Annotated in this window: 15 protein-coding genes; 8 read left to right on the forward strand and 7 right to left on the reverse strand. The window is 72.5% G+C overall.

The window, feature by feature from the left end; translation table 11 throughout:
• Nucleotides 1–58: 58 nt before the first annotated feature.
• The 3 genes from ACFYSC_RS26440 to ACFYSC_RS26450 all read right to left on the reverse strand — a co-directional run bounded on the left by ACFYSC_RS26440 (nucleotide 59) and on the right by ACFYSC_RS26450 (nucleotide 4,297).
• A complete protein-coding gene (locus ACFYSC_RS26440) occupies nucleotides 59–1,147 on the reverse strand; it encodes a glycosyltransferase (protein WP_362939832.1) in 1,089 nt (362 codons plus the stop codon).
• A gap of 18 nt (nucleotides 1,148–1,165) precedes the next feature.
• Entirely contained in the window at nucleotides 1,166–2,383 is a 1,218-nt protein-coding gene (locus ACFYSC_RS26445) for a nucleotide sugar dehydrogenase (RefSeq protein ID WP_389967141.1), read from the reverse strand.
• A 240-nt stretch (nucleotides 2,384–2,623) separates the two neighbouring features.
• The gene (locus ACFYSC_RS26450; RefSeq protein ID WP_389966884.1) at nucleotides 2,624–4,297 is read right to left on the reverse strand and encodes a glycosyltransferase family 4 protein; all 1,674 of its coding nucleotides are present in this window, start codon (nucleotides 4,295–4,297) and stop codon (nucleotides 2,624–2,626) included.
• Between the two features lie 56 nt (nucleotides 4,298–4,353).
• Here ACFYSC_RS26450 and wecB point away from each other — a divergent pair, with 56 nt between their 5' ends.
• The 5 genes from wecB (at nucleotide 4,354) to ACFYSC_RS26475 (ending at nucleotide 9,466) form a co-directional block, all read left to right on the forward strand.
• Nucleotides 4,354–5,523, forward strand: a complete 1,170-nt coding sequence (wecB, locus tag ACFYSC_RS26455; RefSeq protein ID WP_362939826.1) for a non-hydrolyzing UDP-N-acetylglucosamine 2-epimerase — start codon at nucleotides 4,354–4,356, stop codon at nucleotides 5,521–5,523.
• A 166-nt stretch (nucleotides 5,524–5,689) separates the two neighbouring features.
• Nucleotides 5,690–7,747, forward strand: coding sequence for a glycosyltransferase (locus ACFYSC_RS26460; RefSeq protein ID WP_389966889.1), 2,058 nt, complete (start codon nucleotides 5,690–5,692; stop codon nucleotides 7,745–7,747).
• Nucleotides 7,748–7,953: 206 nt separating this feature from the next.
• Nucleotides 7,954–8,568, forward strand: coding sequence for a type IV toxin-antitoxin system AbiEi family antitoxin domain-containing protein (locus ACFYSC_RS26465; RefSeq protein WP_389966892.1), 615 nt, complete (start codon nucleotides 7,954–7,956; stop codon nucleotides 8,566–8,568).
• Complete coding sequence (locus ACFYSC_RS26470) at nucleotides 8,568–8,777, forward strand: hypothetical protein (RefSeq protein ID WP_389966894.1); 210 nt, start codon at nucleotides 8,568–8,570, stop codon at nucleotides 8,775–8,777. The genes ACFYSC_RS26465 and ACFYSC_RS26470 overlap by 1 nt, the downstream gene beginning before the upstream one ends.
• Nucleotides 8,747–9,466: a nucleotidyl transferase AbiEii/AbiGii toxin family protein gene (locus ACFYSC_RS26475; RefSeq protein WP_389967144.1), complete on the forward strand. Its 720-nt coding sequence runs from the start codon at nucleotides 8,747–8,749 to the stop codon at nucleotides 9,464–9,466. The genes ACFYSC_RS26470 and ACFYSC_RS26475 overlap by 31 nt, the downstream gene beginning before the upstream one ends.
• A gap of 70 nt (nucleotides 9,467–9,536) precedes the next feature.
• Here the strand turns inward: ACFYSC_RS26475 and ACFYSC_RS26480 are convergent, their stop codons facing one another.
• Both ACFYSC_RS26480 and ACFYSC_RS26485 read right to left on the reverse strand, forming a co-directional pair.
• The gene (locus tag ACFYSC_RS26480) at nucleotides 9,537–10,121 is read right to left on the reverse strand and encodes an NADPH-dependent FMN reductase (RefSeq protein ID WP_389966897.1); all 585 of its coding nucleotides are present in this window, start codon (nucleotides 10,119–10,121) and stop codon (nucleotides 9,537–9,539) included.
• 51 nt (nucleotides 10,122–10,172) lie between these two features.
• Nucleotides 10,173–10,622 (reverse strand): MarR family transcriptional regulator, encoded by a 450-nt coding sequence (locus tag ACFYSC_RS26485; RefSeq protein ID WP_389966900.1) that lies wholly within the window; start codon nucleotides 10,620–10,622, stop codon nucleotides 10,173–10,175.
• Nucleotides 10,623–10,967: 345 nt separating this feature from the next.
• Here ACFYSC_RS26485 and ACFYSC_RS26490 point away from each other — a divergent pair, with 345 nt between their 5' ends.
• From ACFYSC_RS26490 to ACFYSC_RS26500, 3 genes are all read left to right on the forward strand, one after another.
• Entirely contained in the window at nucleotides 10,968–11,543 is a 576-nt protein-coding gene (locus tag ACFYSC_RS26490; RefSeq protein ID WP_389966903.1) for a dihydrofolate reductase family protein, read from the forward strand.
• A 285-nt stretch (nucleotides 11,544–11,828) separates the two neighbouring features.
• Complete coding sequence (locus ACFYSC_RS26495; protein WP_389966906.1) at nucleotides 11,829–12,956, forward strand: epoxide hydrolase family protein; 1,128 nt, start codon at nucleotides 11,829–11,831, stop codon at nucleotides 12,954–12,956.
• Between the two features lie 479 nt (nucleotides 12,957–13,435).
• Nucleotides 13,436–15,208 carry a DEAD/DEAH box helicase gene (locus ACFYSC_RS26500; RefSeq protein ID WP_389966909.1) on the forward strand — a complete coding sequence of 591 codons (1,773 nt, stop codon included), beginning with the start codon at nucleotides 13,436–13,438 and terminating at the stop codon, nucleotides 15,206–15,208.
• 167 nt (nucleotides 15,209–15,375) lie between these two features.
• Here the strand turns inward: ACFYSC_RS26500 and ACFYSC_RS26505 are convergent, their stop codons facing one another.
• On the reverse strand, nucleotides 15,376–16,869 hold the full coding sequence (locus ACFYSC_RS26505; RefSeq protein ID WP_389966912.1) for a DUF6297 family protein: 1,494 nt from the start codon (nucleotides 16,867–16,869) through the stop codon (nucleotides 15,376–15,378).
• Complete coding sequence (ccmA, locus tag ACFYSC_RS26510) at nucleotides 16,866–17,645, reverse strand: heme ABC exporter ATP-binding protein CcmA (RefSeq protein WP_389966915.1); 780 nt, start codon at nucleotides 17,643–17,645, stop codon at nucleotides 16,866–16,868. The genes ACFYSC_RS26505 and ccmA overlap by 4 nt, the downstream gene beginning before the upstream one ends.
• Nucleotides 17,646–17,786 lie beyond the last annotated feature (141 nt).

A 17,786-nucleotide genomic window follows, 5' to 3' on the forward strand; every position in this document is an offset into this window, starting at 1 on the left:
TACCGTTCTCGTGATCAGGTGGACGTAAGCCATTTCGCCGTACAGCCCGTACAAGAGGTCAGCTCTTGACGCCGCCCCACTCCTCCAGCTGGGCCACGAAGCGGCGGGCGGAGTTCGGCCAGTGATGGTTCGCACGGGCCGCCGCATACCCTCGGGCGCCCCGGGCATGCCGTTCGCGGGGATCGTTCCGGAGGAACAGCACGGCCTCGGCGACCGCCCCCGGGTCGTTCCAGGGCACGACCACACCGCTGTTGTAGCGTTCGACCAGCTCCACCGCGCGCGGCGAGGGCGTGGTGATGACGGGAACGCCGTGGGCCATGTACTCCACGATCTTCGTCGGCATGGAGTGGCGGTAGTTGGGCTCGTCGTGCAGGAGCGACAGGCCGGCCAGCGCGCCGTCGAGCCGCTTGAGCGCCTCGTCGTTCGGCATGAAGTCGCGCCACTCCAGCACACCCTCGGCCACCGCCGCGTTCAGCGCCGGGCGGGACTGCGGGTCGGCGTAGCCGATCAGCTCGACCGCCACCCGGTGCGGCCGCAGCAGCCGGGCCGCCTCGATGGCGTCGTGCACCCCGCGCGCCTCCGACAGCCAGCCGAGGTAGACGACGCGGTCGTCGCCCGGCTCGGCCACCGCGTCGGGCACCCAGGTCTCGTTCGGGACGACCAGGTGGGTGCGGCTGAACCGGCCGGCGTAGGCGTGCTCGGCCAGTAGCAGGTGCAGGTGCCGCTCGGCCACGCCCTCGAACATGCGGGCCAGGAACCGTACCGGGGGCCGCAGGAGCGCCGGCAGCCAGGGCTTCAGCGACAGCGTCGCCGGGGTGTCCTCGTGGACGTCCCAGACCACCGGCGGGCGTCCGCGCACGCCCGCGACCGCGACCAGCAGCTCGGGGTCGTGGATCACGACCAGGTCGACCTGGTCGCGCATGCGCTTGAACACCTTGCGGGCGGCGCGCACGGCGGACAGGCGCTTGCGCTCCGCCGCCCGGGGCAGGTCGACGCCGTTCACCCACGACCGGGCCATGACGCCCCGCGCGGTGTACGGCGCGGCGTACGTGACCTCATGACCGGCATCGACGAGCGCCCGGATCTGCCGGTGCAGGATCCGGGCGTCCTCGGGGTGATGCACCACCGTCATGACGAGCACGTGCACTGCGCGCAGCCTCCGCCGTCAGAGTCGCTCGACGCGTTCACCCTCGGCGAGCACGCCTCGGGTGTCGAGCACGAGCCGGCCGTGGTCCTCGATGGTCGTGAGGTCGAAGGCGGCGTGCTGCTGCAGCAGCAGCGTCACGTCGGCCTCGGCGACCGCCCGGTGCAGGTCCTCCTCGCGCGGCACCTCGACGCCGTCCACCCGCCATTCCCTCACGTGGGGGTCGGCGAAGACCAGGTCGGCGCCGAGCTCCAGCAGGGCCCGCGCGACCGGCAGGGCCGGGGTCTCCCGCTCGTCGGCGATGTCGGGCTTGTAGGTGACGCCGAGCAGCAGCACCTTCGCGCCGTTGACGGCCTTCCTGTGCCGGTTGAGCAGCCGCTGCACGCGGGCGACCACGTACGACGGCATCCGCTCGTTGATCTCCTGGGCCAGCTCCACGAACCGGAACGGGTAGCCCAGCTTGCGGACCGTGTACGACAGGTACGACGGGTCCACCGGGATGCAGTGGCCGCCGACGCCCGGACCGGGCAGGAACTTCTGGAAGCCGAACGGCTTGGTGGCCGCGGCCTCGATGGACTCCCAGAGGTTGACCCCCAGCTCGTCGCAGAAGATCGCCATCTCGTTGACGAGGGCGATGTTGACGTGCCGGTAGGTGTTCTCCAGGAGCTTGGCCATCTCGGCCTCGCGGGTGCCGCTGACCGGCACGACCTGCTCGACGAACTGGGAGTAGAACCCGACCGCTCGGTCGCGGCAGGCGGCCGTGTAGCCGCCGACGACCTTGGGGGTGTTGCGCAGGCCGTACTTGGGGTTGCCCGGGTCGATGCGCTCGGGCGAGAAGGCGAGGTGGAAGCCGGTGCCCGCGGCGAGGCCGGAGGCCTCCAGGATCGGGCGGGCGACCTCGTCGGTGGTGCCGGGCCAGGTGGTGGACTCCAGGACGACCAGGGTGCCGGCGGAGAGGTTGCGGGCGACCGTGGCGGTGGCGCCCTCGACCGCGGACAGGTCGGGGCGGTGGTCCTCGTCCAGCGGGGTGGGCACGCAGATGACGATGGTGCGGCTCGCGGCCAGCACCGACTCGTCGAGGGTGGCGCGGAACCCGCCGGCCAGCATGTGGTCGAGGTCGGCGTCGGTGAGGTCGTCGATGTAGGAGCGGCCCGCGTTCAGCGCCTCGACCTTGGCGGGGTCGACCTCGAAGCCGACGACCCGCAGGCCCGCCGCCGCGGCCTCCTTGGCCAGGGGCATGCCGACATACCCGAGACCGATGACGGCCAGGTCGTAGACACCCACGTCATGGGCCTCCTCGGCCACGCCCGCGAGGTCGCCCCGCCCGTCGGCGTGCTCGCTTCGCTCGCTCACGGCGCGACCCTGGAATGCCGGAAACAACACTTCATGGTGGCAAAGGCTATCTCAAGTCGGCACGAGGCACGTCTAATGCGACTGAACGCCTCGTAAACAGCTGGTCATCCAGCTCACGGGGGGCGGTCATCGGTCGGTGAGGGATCGGTAGATCTCGCGGTAGGTCTCCGCGACCCGGCTCCACGTGCGCTTCGCCGCCACCTCGGCCCGTCCCGCCTCGCCCATCGCGGCACGCCGTTCGGGGTCCTCGCGCAGCGCGGCGAGCGCGTCGGCGAGCGCCTCGGGATCGCCCGGCGGGACCAGGAGGCCGGCGCCGTCGGTACCCACCAGCTCCGACAGCGCGGGCAGGTCGCTCAGCACGACCGGTTTGCCCAGCGCCATCGCCTCGACCGGCTTCAGCGGCGTGACCAGCCGGCAGACCCGCAGATCCTCGCGGGGGCAGACGAAGATGTCGATGGCCGCCTGAGCCTGAAGCGCCTCGTCCGGGCCGACCCGGCCGGGCAGGATCGCGATGTCCTGCAACCCCAGTTCCTCGACCTGCTCCAGCAGCTCGGGCCGGGCGGCGCCGTCGCCGACGAGCAGGACCTTGATCGGGGCGCCCCGGTCGCGCAGCAGCGCGGCGGCGCTGATCATCGTGCCGAAGCCCTCGTAGCCCACGATGCTCGACACCGAGCCCATGATGATCTCGCCGGGCTCGATGCCGTAGGAGGCGCGGAAGGCCGGGCCGTCGTAGGAGGCGGTGAGCAGGGAGTCGTCCACCGCGTTGGGCGCGAGGTAGATCCGCTCCCGCGGCACGCCCCGCTCGGCGATCTCGGTGGCCATGGTCTCGGCGAGGGTGACCACGGCGTCGGCCGAGCGCATGATGAACGCCTCGCGCTCGCGCTGCAGCACCTGCCGCTGGCTGCCGACCCGCTTGGGGTCGCGCGAGGCCCAGGTCTCCTCCAGGAAGCCGCGGACCTCGTAGACCAGGGGGGTGCCGGTCCGCTCGCGGGCGGCCAGCGCCACCGAGCCGTTGCGGTGGTCGGTCGCGGCGTGCAGCACCTGCGGGCGCAGCGTCCTGACCAGCTCGGTCACCTCGCCGGCGCCGCGGATCATCCGGCCGTGGCTCTCGAACGGCACCTCGCCGCCGTCGGGCAGCAGCCGGTGGTAGGGGACCCCGTCGATCTCCTCGTACGGCTCGGCGTCGGCGTGGCCCTGCATCATCGGCCAGCCCCAGCTCGTCACGACGTGCGGGTCGAGCCCGGCGGCCTTCTGCGCGGTGACGATGCGGTGGGTCCGCACGGTGTAGCCCGCCTGCGTGTACGGCAGGGCGTTGGTGACGCAGTGCAGCACCCGCCCCGGGACGCGCTCGCCCACGATCACCTTGGGCTTGGGCGGGATCGGGTTCGGCTGGATGGCGGCCAGCTCGCCCGCGTAGTACGTGGCCCTGCGGTTGATGAAGGGGTACTTGACGTACGGCTGCAGCACCGCGACGGCGTCGGTCATCCGGCCGGAGTCGAAGTGCTCCTTGGCGTCGTTCCAGGGGCCCTTGAGCACGCGCATGCCGAGCTTGCGGAACACGAACCTCGCGCGGCGCGCGGCGGGCCAGGCGACCTTGCCCACGACGGGGCGCAGCTTCGGCGGCAGGGTCTCCGCCGCGGCCTGGGCCACCCGGACCGGGTCGGACTTCACCTTGGCCGCGACGACGCGGGACACGATCACGGGGTGCTGGGCGAACCCCTTCAGCAGCCCGCCGAGACCGGCTCGGGCCGTCCTCGCGGATACCTTGGGGGACTCTGGCCTGCTGGCGTCGGATACCACGCCGTGACCGTACCATAGGCAACGTTTGACCTACTCCCGGATGAAAGGCGAGGTCAGTGAGGGACTATGCCCCCACGGAGACGGCTCCGGCCCCCGAGGACCCGCTCGTCCTGCACGTGCTCGGCGCGCGGCCCAACTTCGTCAAGGCCGCCCCGGTCGTGCGGGCGCTCGCGGGTCTGGGTGTGCGCCAGGGCATCGTCCACACCGGCCAGCACTACGACGCCCTGATGTCGGACGTGTTCTTCGCCGACCTCGGCCTGCCCGAGCCGATCGCCAACCTCGGCGTCGGGTCCGGCTCGCACGCCCGCCAGACCGCGGCCCTGCTGACCGGCCTGGAGGAGGTGGTGCTGGCGCACCGCCCGGCGCTGGTCGTCGTCTACGGCGACGTGAACTCCACGCTCGCGGCGATCCTCGTCTGCGCCAAGCTGCACGTCCCGACCGCGCACGTCGAGGCGGGCCTGCGCTCCTTCGACCGGGGGATGCCCGAGGAGGTCAACCGGGTCGTCACCGACGCGCTGTCCGACATCCTCTTCGCCACCTCGCCCGACGCGCTCTCCCACCTGTCGAACGAGGGCGTGGACCCCGCCCGGGTGCATCTCGTCGGCAACCCGATGATCGACAGCCTGTTCTCCGCGCTGGACCGGCTCGACCCGGCCCCGGTCCGCTCCCGCCTCGGGCTGGGCGAGCGGTACGCGGTGGCGACCCTGCACCGCCCGGCCAACGTCGACGACCCGGCCGCGGCCAAGGAGCTGGTCGACGCCGTGCTGGCGGTGAGCGAGCGGCTGCCGGTCGTGGTGCCGCTGCACCCGCGCGGCCGGACCCGCCTGGCCGAGGCCGGCCTGGTGGACGGCGAGCGGCTGTCCATCGTCGACCCGCTGGGGTACGTCGACTTCCTGTCGCTGGTGCGCGGGGCGGCCCTGGTCGTCACCGACTCCGGCGGCGTGCAGGAGGAGACCACCATGCTGGGCGTGCCCTGCCTGACCGTGCGGCCCAACACCGAGCGGCCGGTCACCGTCACGCACGGCACCAACCGCCTGGTCACCCCGGCGCAGCTTCCCGCCGCCGCGGACCGGGCCCTGGCCGCCGGCGCCGCGACGCCGTCGGGCGAGCTGCCGCCCCTCTGGGACGGCAAGGCCGGTCCCCGGATCGCCCGGGTGATCGAGGCGTGGCTCGGCGGGCGGAACCTGTCCCCGGCGGCGCAGAACGAACCGCGCGACGCGCTGTGACGGGTGCGGGTCGTACGGCTTCTCGGCATGCCGTGACGGGCCGTGCGGGCCGTGCCCTACGGTGCCGTGCCGGGCAGGCCGTACGCCGCGAATCTCCACAAAACGCCCGTTTGATCACGGCGTAAGCCGTACGCTGGCACGACCCCGGACGAAGGCGACCGACCCCATGAGTGAGCAGACCCCCGAAGAGCCGAAGTACCAGCGTCTCGGACCGGTCAACTGGCTGCCCGAGGAGCGCAAGGTCATCGAGCGCTACGAAGAGCGCGTCCAGGACCTGGAGCGGCGGCTGGCCATCGCCGAGGCCCGCGCCGAGTACGCCCAGTGGAAGCTGGAGTCGACGAAGGTCCAGCGCCCCTACCGGGTGGCCGAGGCGCTGACCGGGTCCCGCGGGGCCGGGGTGGTGGGTCTGCCGGGCAAACTGCGCGGCGCGATGCGGCCCGGCCGCGCGCCCAAGGCGCCCCGTCCGGTGTCCGAGGTGATCGAGGAGGTCTCCAACCGGGGACCCGTCGTGGACGTGCCGCAGGTGAAGTGGCCGGCCGGACCGGTGAACCGGCCCGACCTCAAGGTCGCGGTCATCCTCGACGACTTCTCCCGCATGGCGTTCAAGTACGAGTGGGACCAGATCGAGTTCGGGCTTCGCGACTGGCCGGAGATCTTCGCCGAGCGGCGGCCGGACATCCTGTTCGCCGAGTCGGCCTGGCACGGCAACCAGGGCCGCTGGCGCTACCAGATGACCGGGACCAACGCCCCCAAGCCGGAGCTGCGCGCGCTGGTCGAGTGGTGCCGCGCCGAGGGAATCCCGACGGTCTTCTGGAACAAGGAGGACCCGCCGAACTTCGACTTCTTCATCGACACGGCCAAGCTGTTCGACTACGTCTTCACCTGCGACGGCGACATGGTGCCGCGCTACCGCAAGGTGCTCGGGCACGACCGGGTCGACGTCCTGCAGTTCGCGGCCCAGCCCCGGGTGCACAACCCGATCCAGGAGAAGCAGGGCCGCATCCACGACGTGGTCTTCGCGGGCATGTACTTCCGCGACAAGCACCCCGAGCGCCGCGAGCAGATGGAGACGGTCCTCGACCCGATCCGCGAGCTGGGCCTGCACATCTTCGCCCGCAACGGCACGGTGGACGAGAAGTACGCCTGGCCGGAGAAGTACGTCCCGCACATCGTGGGCGAGCTGCCCTACGACCGGATGCTCGCCGCGTACAAGATGTACAAGGTCTTCCTCAACGTGAACTCGGTGCTGCACTCGCCGACCATGTGCGCCCGGCGGGTCTTCGAGCTGTCGGCCTGCTCCACCCCGGTGGTCTCCGGCTGGTCCCGGGCCATCGAGGAGACCTTCGGCGACCTCGTCCCCATCGCCCACGACGAGCTGGAGTCCTACAACAACGTCCTGCACCTGGTCAACAGCCCCGAGCTGCGCGCCCGCCGGGGGCACCTGGCCATGCGCGAGGTCTTCGACAAGCACCTGTTCACCCACCGGGTGGACCAGATCCTGGGCTTCCTCGGCCGGCCCGTGCAGCCCCGGACGCGGTCCGTCTCGGTGGTGCTGCCGACCAACCGGGCCTCGCAGCTCGAACACGCCATCTCCTCGGTGGCCCGGCAGATCCACCGCCCGGTCCAGCTCGTCATGGTGCTGCACGGCCTGGACATCGACCCGGTCGTGGTCGCCGACAAGGCCCGCATGGCGGGGGTCTCCGACGTCGTGGTGCTGGCCGCCGACGCGTCGATGTCGCTGGGCGCCTGCATGAACATGGGCATCGCCGCGGCCGAGGGCGAACTGATCGCCAAGATGGACGACGACAACCTGTACGGCGAGCACTACCTGTCGGACCTCGTCCGCGCCTTCGACTACTCCGACGCCGAACTGGTCGGCAAGGGCGCCCACTACGCCTACTTCGAGTCCACCAACACCACGATGCTGCGCATGCCGGGCCTGGAGCACCGCTACGCCTGGCTGGTGCAGGGCGGCACCTTCCTCGGCAAGGCCGAGATGTTCCGCCACTACGGCTTCGAGGACGTCACCCGGGGCGAGGACACCCGGCTGGTGAAGCGGCTGAAGGAGGACCGGGTCAAGATCTACTCCACCGACCGGTTCAACTTCGTCTACTGGCGCAGCGGCGACCCGGCGATGCACACCTGGCAGCCCGACGACCACAAGCTCACCCGCGGCGCCCAGTTCTCCTTCGTCGGCCGCCCCGACGACCACGTGATGATCTGACCCCGGCCGCCCGAGCGCCACGCACCGGCCAGGTATCCCCCGCACCGGCATTCCAGACCCTGTACACGTCCACCAGGCCGTCTGGTGACACGGGGAGGCCGTCCGCGCGGAATCCGGGCAGTGAGGACTGAGTGCGCCTCTGTATCACGGTGAGCCCATGTATCAAATCCTACCCATGGGACCCCTGCATGGGTAGGATTTGATACATGGGGCCTCCGGTGGACTCTCGGCTCGCGGCACGCATGGCCGAGATTCCTCCGACGTTCACGGCGGCGCAGGCCAGAAGCGCGACCATCTCACCACGCGATCTGTCTCTTCTCTCCTCAGCCGGGGATATCGATGAAATCTCGCGAGGCGTCTACCGGCGGGCCGACGCCCCTGAGACCGCACACCTCGACCTGCTCGCCGTCTGCCTGAGAGCTCCACGGGCCGTTGTATGTGGCGAGTCCGCCCTCGCGATCCACGAACTGATCGACGACATCCCGTCGAGCGTCCATATCGCGATCCCCCGAGGCACACATCGCCCATCGATCTCCTACCCCCCGACCACGGTCAGCCAGTACGCGGCCGAGACCTTCCTCCTCTCCGTCGAGGAGTTCGAGGCGGCACCGGGAGAAACGGTGCCCGTGTACGGTGCCGCACGCGCTGTCGTCGATGCGATGCGTCACCGCAGGCGATTCGGTGAATCGCTGGCGCTGGCGGCCCTCGGCCGCTATCTTCGCCGCGAAGGGCCCGGCGGAGTCCGTGACCTCCAAGAAATCGCCAATGACCTCGGCGCACTGTCGATCATTCGTCCCGCTATCGAGGCGGTGCTGGCCTGATGCCGAACCCCACCCGTGACACCACGGCTGGTCGTATCTACAACGACCTGCGTAACCTGGCTCGTCGCACCGGGCGGTCCACCGATGAGGTCATGATCGAGTACGTGCTCGAACGCTTCCTCTACCGAGTCAGCCTCTCCCGTCCGGTGGACGACACTTCGTCTTCAAAGGCGGCCTTCTGCTCGCTCAGTTCGGCGCACGCCGCATGACCCGTGACATCGACATCCTGGGATGTGCGTTCCGCAACGACGAAGCCGAGATCATGCAGAGAATCGCGACCATCGCCGCCACCGAAGTGGACGACGGTGTCGAGTTCGATCCCGGCTCCCTCAAGACCGTCCCGATGCGAGCGGACGAGAAATACAACGGATTGCGCCTGACAATGACCGCGGCGATCGCCCGGGCGCGCCTCAAGCTGCAGCTCGACGTCAGCTTCGGGGATCCGGTCACGCCGAATCCTCAGATCATCCACTATCCGCAGCAGCTCTCCGCGGAGAGATTTCAGATCTTCGGTTATCCCTTGGCCACGGTCATCGCGGAAAAGCTTTCCACCGCCATCTCGCTCGGCGACCTCAATACCAGGGAACGCGACTACGCCGACCTTTACCGCCTCGTCACCCTCCACGAACTCGACGGCGGCGAACTCACCACGGCGTTGACGGCGACCGCCGAGCACCGCGGCATTCCACTGCGATCGCTCACATCGTCGATCACCGATCTCGGGAAACGCCGCCAGTCACCCTACGCCGCTTGGCGACGTCGGCAAGGGGTGGCGGCGAAGGGCTACCCGGACCTCTTCTCCGACGTCGTGTCGATCGTCACGGCCTTCGCGGATCCTCTCCTCATCGGTGATGCGGCGGTCCTGACCTGGCATCCCGAGTCGAATGCCTGGTCGTGAACACCGAGTGACCCTTCAGGGGATCGACCGGGCTCGGCGGGGAGCGGTTCAGTGGCAGAGCCCGGATCTGTCACATCTCCGTGGGCACCGTGGAGCGTCCTCGGAGCCGGACGGTCCGCAGGGCGCTTCCCCAGGCGATGAGCTGGTCCAGCATGAGGGTGACCGCGTCCTCCTGGCGGGCGGCCGGTTTGAAGACGCTGAAGTGCTCGAAGTCGGCGGCCAGCGTGAGGGAGACCTGTGCGCTCACGTCGGCGACCTGCAGTTCGCCCATGACCAGGCGCAGGTGCTCCACCGCCCGGATCCCGCCGAAGACGCCGTAGCCGACGAACCCCGCCGCCTTGTTGTGCCACTCGGCGTACAGGAAGTCGATGGCGTTCTTCAACGCGCCGGGGATCGAGCGGTTGTACTCGGGCGTGACGAATACATATGCGTCGAACTCGGAGATCTTGGCGGCCCACCGCCTGGTGTGCGGCAGGCCGTACCGCCCCATCGCCGCCGGTGACGCCTCGTCCAGGTGCGGCAGGCCGAACTCCTTGAGGTCCACGAGTTCGAACCGGGCGTCGCCGCGCTTGGCCGCGAGGTCGTGGACCCACCGGGCCACGGCCTCTCCGTTGCCTCCCGGGCGTGTGCTTCCGGCGATGATCGCTACGTTCATCACGGCTTCCTTCTCATTTCGGTGAATGGTCACGGACGGGTGGTCGCCGCGTCAGGGCAGGTCGCTGTCGCCGCCCAGATTCTCGATCATCCGGCGCAGGACATTCAGAGTGACCGCGTACTCCTCCGGGGAGACGCCGTCGTGCGTCCGCTCGTGTGCGCGCAGGGCGCGTTCCTGCGCTCGCGCACGCCCGGCCCGTCCCTCCTCGGTGAGGGTCAGCACGCCTGACTCCTCGGCCAGCCACCCCCGGTCCAGCAGGTCGTCGTAGACGCCGTCGAAATCGGTCCCCTGGTCGTCGAAGGACGCCAGCCGCTCGGTGAGCCGGGCCCGGGTCCACTCCCCGGGGGCCTTCTCGACGTGGTTGAGGATCCACCAGGCCGGCTGGTTGAGCCGCTCGACCGCCAGATCCGCCCTGATGCGCCCGACCACGGTGCGGTACGCCTCGCCGCTCCAGTAGCCGATGGGCTGCGCGGTGAGTTCGTCCAGCGTGTATTCCCTCATGACAGGGCTCTTCCTCCTCGACGGGACAGGCGGAGATCACGCTAAAATCTCAACGATGCTTGAGGTCAAGCCGGAGCCGCGACGGAGTCCGCGCCGGGGACGGTGACCTCGCGACGCGCATCCGGAGATCCAACGGTCACCCGCCTGCCCGCGGCCTCGGACGAGGCCGCGCTCGCCGCCGTGCGGGAGGCCCCGGCGCGCCGAGGACGCCGGGCTCGCCGCCGTGTGAAGGCCCGGCGCGCCGAGGACGCCGCCGGCGGGCGGCGATGAGTTCCGGGCTCCCCCGCGGTCGGTATGGCGGCACATCCGCATCCCGCGGATGTGAACGACCTCCGGGAGTTCTGAATGAGCGCCGTCATCCTGCACGTCACCATGTCCCTGGACGGCTTCGCGGCCGGACCGGACGTCAGTCCCGAGAACCCGATGGGCGTGGGCGGCCTGCGCCTGCACGAGTGGGTCTTCGGGGCCGCGGACGACGAGGTCGACTCCAAGGTGATCAAGGAGCTGTCCGCCGCCACGGGGGCGGTGGTGCTGGGCCGGCGGACGTTCGACGTCGGCATCGACGTCTGGGGCGACACCCCCTTCCCCGCAGCCTGCTTCGTCGTGACGCACCGGCCCCAGGACGACCTGGCGATGCGGAGCGGGACCTTCGCCTTCGTCGGCGACGGGGTCGAGAGCGCGATCCGGCGGGCCCGCGCGGCGGCGGGCGGCCGGAACGTCAACCTCATGGGCGTCGACGTCGCCCGGCAGGCCCTCTCGGCCGGCCTGCTCGACGAGATCCACCTGCAGGTCGCGCCGGTGCTGCTGGGCCGTGGGCGGCGACTGTTCGAGGAGATCGGCGCCGGTCCTGTCGAGCTGGAGCGCACGGCGGTCGCCGCGTCGTCGCGCGTGACGCACCTGCGTTTCCGCGTCGTACGGTGACCTTTGCTGGGAGGCGGGACCTGAAACCACCGCGCGGTGACCAGCCGTGGGAGGCGGAACCAGGCACCCCACCTGCAACCACCGCACGATGACCGGACGGTGGGAGGCGGAACCAGGCACCTCGCCTCCCACCGTCCGGCCCGCGACGCCCACGGTTCGACCCTCCTTCCGGAAGGGCGGGACCACCGGCAGACTGTGGAATGAAGCATTCCGTTCTGCTATAGTTGGAACAGAACGATCCGCTCCGCAGAGCGGGTCGGTGAACCGCGAGAGAGGCACGCCGGCATGACGAGCACCGAGATCCGCCGCTTCCACATCGACGTCCCGCAGGCCGACCTCGACGACCTCCGCGACCGGCTCCGCCGTACCCGCTGGAGCGGCGAGATCCCCGGCGCGGGCTGGAGCCGGGGCGTGCCGGTGGACTACCTGAAGGGGCTCGCCGGCCACTGGGCGGACGGCTACGACTGGCGCGCCGCCGAGGCGAGGCTGAACGAGCTCCCGCAGTTCACCACCGAGGTCGACGGCCAGACCATCCACTTCGCCCACGTCCGGTCCGACGCCGCCGACGCGCTCCCGCTGCTGCTCCTGCACGACTGGCCGGGATCCTTCACCCAGTTCACCGAGGTCGTCGAACCGCTGACCAAGGACTTCCACCTCGTCATCGCCTCGACCCCCGGCGTCGGCTTCGGCGGGCCGCTCACCGCCCCCGGCTGGAACACCGGGAAGATCGCGAGCGCGTTCACCGAGGTGATGGACCGTCTCGGCTACGACCGCTACGGCGTGCAGGGCGGCGGCGGGGGCGCCTGGATCGCCGCCGAGATGGGCCGCCAGGCCCCCGGGCGCGTCGTCGGGATCCACCTGAACGGGCTGGTCACCTTCCCCTCCGAGGACCCCGCCGACTTCGCCGGCCTGACCGGGGACGAGCAGGAGCGCCTGGCCCGGCTGCAGAACTTCCGCGACGACATGATGGGGTTCAACGTCATCCAGTCCACCCGCCCGCAGACCCTCGCGTACGGCCTGCACGACTCCCCCGTCGGGCAGCTCGCCTGGATCACCGAGAAGTTCAAGGAGTGGACGGACGCGGCGGCCGAGCTGCCCGAGGACGCCGTGGGCCGCGACGCCCTGCTGACGAACGTCAGCGTCTACTGGTTCACCGGCACCGCCGGCTCCTCGGCGAACCTCTACTACGAGATGGCCCACGACCCGGCGGCCTGGGCGCCCAAGGGTCGCGGCACCGTCCCCACGGCCGTCGCCCTCGCCCGCACCACCGACATCACGATCCGCCGGTTCGCCGAGCGCGACCACAACGTCACCCGGTGGACCGAGTTCGAGCGCGGCGGCAACTTCCTGTCCCTGGAGCAGCCGGAGGCGCTGGCCGGCGACGTCCGGGAGTTCTTCTCCGACCTGCGCTGACCGGGCGGCGAACGTCCCGGTGCCCGGCCCTCCCGGCCGGGCGGTGAGCGCCCCGGTGCCCGGCCCTCCCGGCCGGGCACCGGGGCGCCGGCGTTCCGGGCCTCATCGGGACACCCGTCCCGGACGAACCCACGGCGAGGTCAACTAGGCTGGGACCACCGATCCGGAGTTCGCCGCCGATGTCGTCTGTTCGACGTTCGTCCGGCGCGCGGCCGGGCATGTCATGGGAAACGCACCCTGACCCGCCCGTCACCGCCGGATCGGCGGCGCCGGTCCCTTGAGGTGGGACCGGCCGACGGGTCCACCGGCGTTCGCGCCCGGCCGCTCACGACGGCCGCCGTCCGGGGAGGCGCGCCGTGACAGACCGGTGAAACCGGTGGTCCGGCGGCGCCCCGAAGACGGAGCATGCGGTCACGGGGTGGAACTTGTCGTCACCGTGAGCCCGTGCGCGTCCGTCCAGGAGTGAGGAAACCCGAAGCATGACCACCCCGAACACCGCCCCCGCGTCCGACGACGCCGCCGTCCCGTCCGACGCCTCCGTGCCCGGCGCCTCCGCGACCGACGGCGTCGCGACCGGTTTCGCCGATCTGGAGCTGCGGCCCGAGATCCTGCGCGCGCTCTCCGGCCTGGGCTACGAGGAGCCCACGCCGATCCAGCGGGAGGCGATCCCGCCGCTGATGGAGGGCCGCGACCTGCTCGGCCAGGCCGCGACGGGCACCGGCAAGACGGCGGCCTTCGCGCTCCCCGTGCTCCAGAGCCTCGACCCCGAGGCCGAGAGGGAGGACCCGACGGCGCTGGTGCTGGTGCCCACCCGGGAGCTGGCCGTACAGGTGTCGGAGGCGTTCCACCACTACGGCCGTGAGCTGGGCGCCCGCGTCCTGCCGATCTACGGCGGGCAGCCGATCGGGCGGCAGCTCCGCGCGCTCGACCGCGGGGTCGACGTCGTGATCGCCACGCCCGGACGCGCGCTCGACCACATCGGCCGCGGCACGCTCCGGCTGTCGAACCTGCGCATGGTCGTGCTGGACGAGGCCGACGAGATGCTCGACATGGGTTTCGCCGAGGACATCGAGGCGATCCTCCAGGAGACCCCCGAGAACCGCCAGACGGTGCTCTTCTCCGCCACGATGCCGCCGCGCATCAACGGCATCGCCCGCCGCCACCTGCAGGACCCGGTCCGGATCGAGATCGGGCGGGAAGCGCCCGCGCCGGGTGAGTCCCCGCTGGTGCGGCAGACCGCCTACGTGGTCCCCCGGGCGCACAAGCCCGCGGCGCTCGGCCGCCTGCTGGACGTGGAGTCGCCCACCGCCGCGATCGTCTTCTGCCGTACCCGCGACGAGGTGGACCAGCTCACCGAGACCCTGAACGGCCGCGGCTACCGCGCCGAGGCCCTGCACGGCGGGATGGGCCAGGAGCAGCGCGACCGCGTCATGGGACGGCTGCGCAGCGGCACGGCCGACCTGCTGGTGGCGACCGACGTGGCCGCGCGCGGCCTCGACATCGAGCAGCTCACCCACGTGGTGAACTACGACGTTCCCTCCGCGCCCGAGGCGTACGTGCACCGGATCGGCCGGGTCGGCCGGGCCGGCCGCGAGGGCGTGGCCATCACCCTCGCCGAGCCGCGCGAGCACCGGATGCTCAAGACCATCGAGCGGGTGACCAAGCGCCGGATCCCGGTCGAGAAGGTGCCGACCGTGGCGGACCTGCGCGCCCGGCAGCTGGAGATGACGCGCGCCGCGCTGCACGAGAGCCTGCTGGAGGACGACTTCGACCGCTTCCGCGTCGTGGTCGAGACCCTCACCGACGAGTTCGACATCATGGAGGTGGCCCTCGCCGCGGTGAAGCTGGCGCACGAGGCCAGCGGGGCCGCCGCCGACGAGGAGGAGATCCCCGAGGTCACCCTCCGGGCCACCGAGGGCCGGGGCCGCCGCGACGGAACGGGCCGCGACGGCGGGCGGGACGGTGGCCGGGACGGCGGGCGCGAGCCTCGCCGCGGGCCGCGGGCCGCGACGGGCGGGATGACCCGCCTGTTCGTCGGCGCCGGGCGCAGCGCCGGCGTCCGGCCCCAGGACCTGGTCGGTGCGATCGCCGGTGAGACGGGCCTCAGCGGACGGGACATCGGGGCGATCGAGATCTTCGACCGCTTCTCCCTGGTGGAGGTCCCCGACCCGGCGGCCGAGCAGGTGATCGCGGGCCTGCGGGGAAGCACCATCAAGGGCCGCCGGGCGACGGTCCGCCGCGAGCGCTACTAGGTCCCCGTTCTCCGGCCTCCGGGCCCGGGTGCGGGCCCGCGCCCCGGCACCCGGGCCGGGGCGGTGCCGGCGGTCTCGTCGGCACCGCCCTGGTCCCGGCCCGGCAGTGGACGCCCGGCCCTCGCGTCGCCTCGGCCCCGCCGGACAGGTCCCGGTCCGGCCGGTCCTCAGTCGCCGCGCCGCGCGCGGAGCAGGTAGGCGGTCAGGACCGCCGCGCCGGTCAGCGCCTGCCCGGCCAGGAACGCGCCCGGCCCGGCGGAACCGCCGGTCAGCGCCGTCGCCAGGGGCAGGCACCCCGCCACGGCCAGGTCGGCGCCGGTCAGACCCCACAGCAGCGGTCCCGTGGGGACCGCGCCGCCGCCGGTGTCGATCACCGGCATCGAATGGTCGACGGGCCGTCTGCGGGCCATCCGCAGCGCGCCCGCGGCCAGGGCGGGCGCCGCGGCCGCGCCCAGGAGCCACCACGGGCCCGCCGGGAGCGCGCCCGTCAGCGTCAGCCCGCCCAGGGCGACGGCCAGCCATCCCGCGCCCAGCAGCGCCGGGAGCAGCGCCCTGGCCGCCAGGACCGATCGGAACCCCGTCCCGAGGAGCCGGGCGAGGGCGGGGTCGTCACCGTCGCGGCGCGCGCCGGAGACGCCGGACGCCGCGGCGGCCAGCCCGCCGGCGAGCACCGCCGCCGCGGTCAGCGGGGTGAGCCCGCCGGACGCCCGCGCGACCAGGGCGGGCAGTACGGCGGCGCCGAACAGTACGGCGAGCCGTCCCGGCCGCCGGGCGAGCCTGCGCCAGTCGTGCCACGCCGTCGCCAGCGGGGCCGGCAGCGACGGCCACGGACGGGACCGCAGGCGGCGCCCGCGCCAGTGGGCCTCCTCGGCGATCCAGGTCAGCAGGCTGGGATCCAGTCCTTCTGCCGCCCGTGTCACATGCCCGGCCCGGGTGGAGGCTCCGAGCACGGATCGCGCGGGCATCGCCGCCGTCGCCGCGCGGGCCCGCCGTACGAGCAGCGCGGCCACGGCGGCGGACGCCGCGGCGAGGGCCGCGCCGTACGCGGGGGGAGCGGAGGAGACGGCGAGCAGCCACCGTCCCGCGCCGCCGAGCAGCGCGACCGCCGCGGCCGCCACCACCGTCACGGCGACGGCGGCCTGCAGCCACGAGTCCCAGGCCTGCGACGCCTGGGCCGTCACGGCCGCGGCCATGCCCGCCGCGCTCGCCGCGAGGCCGAGCGCCACCGCCGCGGCCAGCCGTACCGCGGGCTGGCCGGGCGCCCCGAGCACGGCGAGCGCGACCACTCCCAGCGCGATCCCGACCGGCACGCAGACCAGCGCGAGGACCCGCGCCGTCCGCCCCAGCACGGCCCGCCGGTCCAGCGGGGACAGCAGCAGCCAGGAGGCGTCCGGCGCGGGCAGGACGACGGGACCGGCGGCGCGGGCCAGGGCGAGGAACCCGGCGTAGGCCAGCAGGACCAGCGCGGTCCCGGCCGCCGCCCGCGACGGGTCGCGCGGGTGGCCGAGCGCGGCCAGCGCCGACGAGAGCGGCTCGGCGAGGACCGCGAGGAGCATCACCAGCCCGAATCCGGCCACGTAGCGGTCCGACCAGCTCATCCGTCCGCGCCGGGGGCGGGTGAGCGCGCGCACGGCCCGGACCGCGGCCGCGCCCTCGCTCATCGGGCCCTCCTCGCCGCGCGGCCGCCCGCCGTCCCGCCGGTACGGCGGCCCGCCCGGCGTCCGGGGTTCCCGCGGGTGACCGGACCGCCCGCGACCGGGCCGTCCGCCGGGCCGCTCACAGCCGGGCCGTCCGTCGCCGGAGCGTCCGCGACCGGGGCGTCGGTCAGCTCGACGCGGCGGGCTCCGGTGGCCTCGGCGAGCCCGGGGTCGTGGGTCGCCGTGACCACCGTCCGCCCCTCGGCCGCGTAGCCGGTCAGGAGGGCCGCCAGGCGCTCGCGGAAGCCGGTGTCGAGCCCGCGTTCCGGCTCGTCGAGCAGGAGCAGCCGGCTCGGCCGGAGCAGCGCCGCGGCGAGGGAGAGCCGCTGGCGCTGGCCGGTGGACAGGTTCTGCGGCACCGCGTCGGCGCGGTCTCCCAGGCCGAAGGTCTCCAGCGCCTCCTCGACGTCCGTCCGCGGGGAGGGATGGACCGCGCGCACCAGCTCCAGGTGCTCTCTCACCGTCAGCCCGGGGTACCAGGCCGGCTCGTCGGCGACCAGCACCACCTCGCGCCAGAACGCGGGTGTGTCGCGGGGCGGGCCGCCGAGGACGGTGATCTCTCCCTCGTCGGGAGGTTGCAGGCCCGCCAGGCAGCGCAGCAGGGTCGACTTGCCCACGCCGTTCTGGCCCGTCACGGCGATGATCTCCCCCGCCGCGGCCGTCAGTTCGACGCCGCGCAGGACCGGGTTGCCGCCGAGGGCCACCCGCAGGCCGCGGAGCGTGATGATCGGTTCGGTCACCGTTCGACCCTAGCCAGGGACGGGGTACGGCGCGCTCCGGCCGACGTGCCGCGGCGGACGCCGCCACAGCGGGACGGGGCGGGCCGCACGGCGGACGAGGGCTCGGTCCCCGCGGCCCGGACGGCGGACGAGGGTTCAGTC

The organism is Streptosporangium sp. NPDC004379, assembly GCF_042873875.1.
Classification (GTDB): Bacteria; Actinomycetota; Actinomycetes; order Streptosporangiales; family Streptosporangiaceae; genus Streptosporangium.

Excerpts from the sequence above, each read along its gene's own strand:
- ACFYSC_RS26445 (WP_389967141.1), bottom strand. The coding sequence starts at position 2,383 with ATGCCCCTGGCCAAGGAGGCCGCGGCGGCGGGCCTGCGGGTCGTCGGC.
- ACFYSC_RS26460 (WP_389966889.1), top strand. The coding sequence starts at position 5,690 with ATGAGTGAGCAGACCCCCGAAGAGCCGAAGTACCAGCGTCTCGGACCG.
- ACFYSC_RS26465 (WP_389966892.1), top strand. The coding sequence starts at position 7,954 with ATGGGGCCTCCGGTGGACTCTCGGCTCGCGGCACGCATGGCCGAGATT.
- ACFYSC_RS26470 (WP_389966894.1), top strand. The coding sequence starts at position 8,568 with ATGCCGAACCCCACCCGTGACACCACGGCTGGTCGTATCTACAACGAC.
- ACFYSC_RS26480 (WP_389966897.1), bottom strand. The coding sequence starts at position 10,121 with ATGAACGTAGCGATCATCGCCGGAAGCACACGCCCGGGAGGCAACGGA.
- ACFYSC_RS26485 (WP_389966900.1), bottom strand. The coding sequence starts at position 10,622 with ATGAGGGAATACACGCTGGACGAACTCACCGCGCAGCCCATCGGCTAC.
- ACFYSC_RS26490 (WP_389966903.1), top strand. The coding sequence starts at position 10,968 with ATGAGCGCCGTCATCCTGCACGTCACCATGTCCCTGGACGGCTTCGCG.
- ACFYSC_RS26495 (WP_389966906.1), top strand. The coding sequence starts at position 11,829 with ATGACGAGCACCGAGATCCGCCGCTTCCACATCGACGTCCCGCAGGCC.
- ACFYSC_RS26500 (WP_389966909.1), top strand. The coding sequence starts at position 13,436 with ATGACCACCCCGAACACCGCCCCCGCGTCCGACGACGCCGCCGTCCCG.
- ACFYSC_RS26505 (WP_389966912.1), bottom strand. The coding sequence starts at position 16,869 with ATGAGCGAGGGCGCGGCCGCGGTCCGGGCCGTGCGCGCGCTCACCCGC.